Annotated in this window: 5 protein-coding genes; 2 read left to right on the top strand and 3 right to left on the bottom strand. The window is 75.7% G+C overall.

The genetic code is table 11. The annotated features are described in order from the left end of the window. Positions 1-25 precede the first annotated feature (25 nt). Positions 26-928 (top strand): aminoglycoside phosphotransferase family protein, encoded by a 903-nt coding sequence (locus tag F8279_RS29135; protein WP_151501651.1) that lies wholly within the window; start codon positions 26-28, stop codon positions 926-928. 13 nt (positions 929-941) lie between these two features. Here the strand turns inward: F8279_RS29135 and F8279_RS29130 are convergent, their stop codons facing one another. Together F8279_RS29130 and F8279_RS29125 are read right to left on the bottom strand one after the other, a co-directional pair. Further along, positions 942-1,769 carry an MBL fold metallo-hydrolase gene (locus F8279_RS29130; RefSeq protein ID WP_151501650.1) on the bottom strand — a complete coding sequence of 276 codons (828 nt, stop codon included), beginning with the start codon at positions 1,767-1,769 and terminating at the stop codon, positions 942-944. Beyond that, a complete protein-coding gene (locus tag F8279_RS29125) occupies positions 1,766-2,170 on the bottom strand; it encodes a thioesterase family protein (RefSeq protein WP_151501649.1) in 405 nt (134 codons plus the stop codon). Before F8279_RS29125 ends, F8279_RS29130 begins: the two co-directional genes overlap by 4 nt. 112 nt (positions 2,171-2,282) lie before the next feature. On the opposite strand from F8279_RS29125, the gene F8279_RS29120 reads away from it, so the two are divergent. Beyond that, positions 2,283-3,353 (top strand): phosphatase PAP2 family protein, encoded by a 1,071-nt coding sequence (locus tag F8279_RS29120; RefSeq protein WP_091427406.1) that lies wholly within the window; start codon positions 2,283-2,285, stop codon positions 3,351-3,353. A 91-nt stretch (positions 3,354-3,444) separates the two neighbouring features. Here F8279_RS29120 and F8279_RS29115 read toward each other — a convergent pair whose 3' ends face one another. Next, positions 3,445-4,737 carry a PH domain-containing protein gene (locus F8279_RS29115; protein ID WP_151501652.1) on the bottom strand — a complete coding sequence of 431 codons (1,293 nt, stop codon included), beginning with the start codon at positions 4,735-4,737 and terminating at the stop codon, positions 3,445-3,447. Between the last annotated feature and the right edge of the window lie 391 nt (positions 4,738-5,128).

Below are 5,128 nucleotides of genomic sequence, written 5' to 3'. Positions count from 1 at the left end.
CCCGCCCGCCCGACATGATCACCGGATGGCGCTGCACCAGGACGAGATACCCGTGGACGAACAGGTCGTCCGGGCACTGCTGACCGACCAGCGCCCCGAGTGGGCCGCGCTGCCGCTGACGCCGGCCGGCGCCGGGACCGACAACACGATGTACCGGCTCGGCGCCGACCTGCTCGTCCGGCTGCCCCGGACCGCGGAGAAGGCCGGCGCCCTGCGCAAGGAGCAGCTGTGGCTGCCCCGGCTCGCGCCGCTGCTGCCGTACCGGGTGCCCGAACCGGTGTACGCCGGCGTCCCGGCCGACGCCTTCCCGCTGCCGTGGTCGGTGCAGCGGTGGATACCGGGCGACGAGGTCCGGCCCGGCACGGTCGAGGACTGGGCCGCGCTCGGAGCCGACCTGGCCGTGTTCGTCCGGCGCCTGCACGCGGCCGACCTGCTCGGCGCGACCCGCGCGGGCCCGCTGAGCGGCTACCGCGGCGGCAGCCTCCACCCCTGCGACACCTGGATCTCGGCGGCGCTCGACGACTGCCGGAACCGGATCGGCGACCAGACGGACGTCGACACCCTGGTCCGGCTCTGGCGGGACGCCCTCACCCTGCCCGAACCGGCCGGCCCGCACGTCTGGCTGCACGGCGACCTCAAGCCCACCAACCTGCTCGTGCGCGACGGCCGGTTGCGGGCGGTCATCGACTTCGGCGGCCTGACCGTCGGGCACCCCGACGCCGAACACGCGCCGATCTGGGACCTCCCACGGCCGGCCCGGCTCGCCTACCGGGAGGCGCTCGGCGTCGACGACGTGACCTGGGCGCGGGCCCGCGCCTGGGCGCTCGGGGTGGCGGCCAGCGGCGTCTCCTACTACTGGGACACGTTCCCGGCGTTCGTCGCCGAGTGCCGCAACCGCCTCCGCGAGATCCTGGCCGACGCCGGATGAGCCCGGCCCCCGCTCAGGCCGTTCCGTCCAGCTCCGCGTAGCCGCGGCGGGCAGCGATCAGGCCCGGCCGGGCGCCGAACGGTGACTCGGCCGCCACCCGCTCCGGCGGGGCGCTGCCGGTGTGCCCGGCGCGGATCAGCCACGCCTGCCGCGCGAGCTGCGCGTGCTGCTCGCGGACGAAGTCCACGCCGACCGGCTCGCCGTGACCCGGCACCACCACCGTCGCGGGCGTGGTCAGCCGCAGCAGGTCGGCCAGCGCGTCCGGCCACTTCAAGGGGTACGACTCCTCGAACGCCGGTGGCCCGCTCTGCTCGACCAGGTCGCCCGCGACCAGCACGTCCGCATCCGGCACGTGCACCACCAGGTCGGCGTCGGTGTGCCCGTGCCCGGGATGGCGCAGCACCACCCGCCGGCCGCCGACGTCGAGCACCGTCTCCTCGTGCACCTCGTGCGTCGGCGGCCGCAGCTCGGTGTGCGCCAGTTCCTCGGCCAGGGCCGGATGCCCGGCGCGCATCTCCTCGTACGCGGCGCGGCGCACCGCGTCGGACCGGTCCCGCAGCGCCGCCGCGGCCTGTGCCTGCGCGTAGATCGCGGTCTCCGGCCCGGCGAGCGTGGCGTTGCCGAAGCAGTGGTCGAAATGGTGGTGCGTGTTCACGATCGTCCACGGGTACGGCGTGACCGCCCGCGCCGCCTCCGCCAGCTCCCGGGCCTGCCCGGCGGTGGAGAGCGTGTCCACGAGCAGCGCCGCGCCGTCACCGACCACCAGCACGACGTTCACCGCGAGCACCGGCTCACGTCTCACGTGCACCCCGGCGGCGACCTCCGTGAAAACGGCGGTCATGACTGGCGCACGGCCCGCTCGACGAAGCGCTGCCGGTCGACCAGCGCCCGCTCGACGCGCCCCTGCGCCGCCACGGTGGGCCCGTCGGTGACTGTCACGTCGAACACGAGCCGCTTCCCGTCGACCTTCACCAGCTCGGCGTGGGCGGTCACGGTCCGGCCGACCGGCGTGGCCGCGCGGTGCTCCAGCTCCACCCGTACGCCCACGGTGGTGGACCCGGACGGCATCCGGGTCGCGGTGGCGGCCACCGTCGCCGCCTCGGCCAGCGCCAGCACCCGGGGTGTGCCGAGCACCGGCACGTCCCCGGAGCCGACCGCCTGCGCGGTGTCGGCGTCGGTCACCGTCAGCTCGACCCGGGCGGTCAGGCCCGGCGTGAAGGGCGACTCCGGCTGCTCCTGCATGCGGCCGAGCCTAGTGCAGCCGACCCGTGGCCGTCCGGCGTCCGAGCCGCCGCCGGCCCGGTCACCGCCCGCCCGCAGGCCCGCCGGTCGCCCGCCGCTAACCTTGTCCGCGATGGCCGAGCTGACACAATCTCCGACCCCCGCCCCCGACGCGACCACCGAGTCGCCCGACGGTGGGCGCCGCCGTGTGATCGCGATGACCATCTGGGGCGTCGCGTTCGTCGTCGCCTGGCTCGCCATCGGCCTGCCCACCGACCCGGCGTACGCGTTCCTCTGGATCTGGGCCGGCACGGTCGCGTGGAACTCGGCCCGCCCGTGGCGCAGCCACCTGCAGTTCGCCCGGGACTGGATCCCGGTGGTGCTGCTGCTCGCCGCGTACAACCTGTCCCGGGGGTTCGCCGACAACGGCGCCACCCCGCACGCGATGGAGCTGATCGTCGCCGACCGCTTCCTCACCGGCTGGCTCACCGGCGGCGAGGTGCCGACGATCTGGCTCCAGGAGCGCCTGTACGACGCGTCCGAGGTGCGCTGGTGGGACGTGCTGGTGAGCTGGATCTACTTCTCGCACTTCGTGGCGACGTTCGCCGCCGCGGCCGTGCTGTGGATGCGTAACCGGCGGCGCTGGATCGCGTACATGTCGCGCTGGGGTTTCCTGTGCGCGGCCGGACTTGTCACCTACTTCGCCTACCCGGCCGCGCCGCCGTGGTGGGCGGCGCAGAACGGCCTGCTGACCGAGGTCGCGCGGATCTCCACCCGGGGTTGGAAGGAGATCGGCATGCACGGCGCGGGCAACCTGCTCAACGCCGGGCAGATCGCCTCCAACCCGGTGGCCGCGATGCCGTCGCTGCACACCGCGTTCGCGCTGTTCGTGGTGCTGTTCTTCATGCGCTCGGTGCGTAAGCGCTGGTGGCCGCTGATGCTCGCGTACCCGCTGGCCATGACGTTCACGCTGATGTACAGCGGTGAGCACTACCTGATCGACGTGCTCGTCGGCTGGGCGTACGTGGGCATGACGTTCCTGGTGGTCGGCCTGGCCGAGCGCTGGTGGGCGGCGCGGCGGGCCCGGCGTGCCGGCGAGCCCGCCGCCGCCGCGGGCGCCCCGCCCGCCGATGACGACACCGCTGCCGACACCACGGACCGGGTGGCCGGCGACCGGGACGCGGTGCCCGCCGAGCGCCGGTAGACCGTCGGCGCGGTCCGCCGTCCCGGCTGCCGGTCGGCTTCCGTGACAGCGGACCGGCCGCCGCGCCCACAGCCGCCCGGCAGCCGGCGGGTCAGCGGTCGCTGTCGGTCCGGCGGGCGGCGCGCGAGCGCTCGGTCAGCTCCGCGGCCAGCTCCCACGCGTCGGCCAGATCCCGGTCGACGGCCGCCGCCCCGGCCCCACCGGCGGTGTCCGCGTGCACGGTGGCCAGCCGCAGCAGCCGCTGCACCGGACCGCGGGTGACGCGCACGCTCTGGATCCGGGCGTACGGGACCAGCGTCAACTGCCTGGTCAGCAGCCCGGAGCGGGCCACGAAGACCTGCTCGTCGAGGCCGGCGCCGACCACCTTGCGGCTCAGCGGGCGCAGCCACCGGGCCCGCGACGGGGGCGGCGTGGCGGGCAGCGCGTCCAGATGTACGCCGGGCAGCACCTCCGCCACGATCATCGCGCCGGTGCCCGCGTCGCCGACCGGCAGCAGCCGGTCGGGGCGGTTGCGGTCGTCCGGCTCACCGGTCGAGTAGCCGGCCACCTCCAGCCGCAGCCGCAGCCACCCCTTCATCCGCCAGAGCAGCGGCCAGGTCGCCCGTACGGTCTGCACCCGGTGCAGCGGCACGGTCTGCACCCGCGTCTCCAGCAGCCCGTTGTGCACGCGCAGCGTGCCGTCGTCCCGGTCGAGCCGGAAGCTCCAGTCGTCGAGCACCCGGCGGATCGGTTGCAGCACCACGCCGGCCATCGCGGTGAGCGTGCTCGCCACCGCGACGAACGACCACGAGCCCTCGGAGAGGAACTGGGCGCCGACGAACACCAGGCCCAGCGGCAGCAGGAACGCCTGCGGCGTGAGCAACTGGCTGATCAGCAGGTCCTGGTTGCGGACGGCGTGCAGCCGGCGCTCTTCCGGCAGGGGCGCGACCGGCGCGCCGGGCTCGGCCGCCGGAACCGGCGCCGGGGCGGAGCGACCGGCCACCGCGAGCAGCCGCTGCCGCAACGCGGTGGCCTCGGCCACGCTGAGGTACGCCAGCGGCGCCTCGGTCTTGCCCCCACCGACCACCTCCAGCCGCAGCTCGGCCAGGCCGGTGAGCTGGGCCAGCAGGGGCCGGACCACCTCCACCGCCTGCAGCCGCTCCAGCGGGATGGCCCGGGTACGCCGCCACAGCAGACCCTCGTACACGCGCAGCTCGCGGCCCACCAGGTGGTAGCCGGTGTTCCACCAGCTCACCACCGACAGCACCGTGGCGCCGAGCACGAAGACGGTGACCAGCACCGCGAACCAGCCGAACCCGACGCGCGAGAGCGTCGACCAGGAGAGCCCGGCGATCACCACGACCAGCGACTTCGCGCCGTGCAGTGCCGGGCTGAGCGGGTGCAGCCGCTGCCGTGGCTCCTCGCCGGCGGCGGGCGGCCCGGCCGCCGGCCCCCACGGTCCCGGGTACGGCGGAAGCGGCGCGGGCCACGGCCCGGGCGCCGCGTCGGGGCCGGGCGGCGGGCCGGATCCGTGTGCCGCCGCCGAGCCGGGCGGTCCATGGCCGGTTGGCGGTGCGTACCCGGGAGGCAGTCCGTATCCGGACGGTGGCCCGTAGCCGGGCGGTGGCCCGTAGCCGGGCGGTGGCCCGTAGCCGGGCGGTGGCCCGTAGCCGGGCGGTGGGCCGTAGCCGGGCGGTGGGCCGTATCCGGACGGCGCTGCGGGCGGGCCGTCACCCGGCGCGGGCGGCCACGGATGCCCGTTGGCCGGCTGCCCCGGCGCGGGAGGCTGTCCCGGC

Source organism: Micromonospora sp. AMSO1212t, from assembly GCF_008868145.1.
Lineage (GTDB): Bacteria > Actinomycetota > Actinomycetes > Mycobacteriales > Micromonosporaceae > Micromonospora > Micromonospora tulbaghiae.
This window is presented reverse-complemented; position numbering and strand designations above follow the sequence as displayed.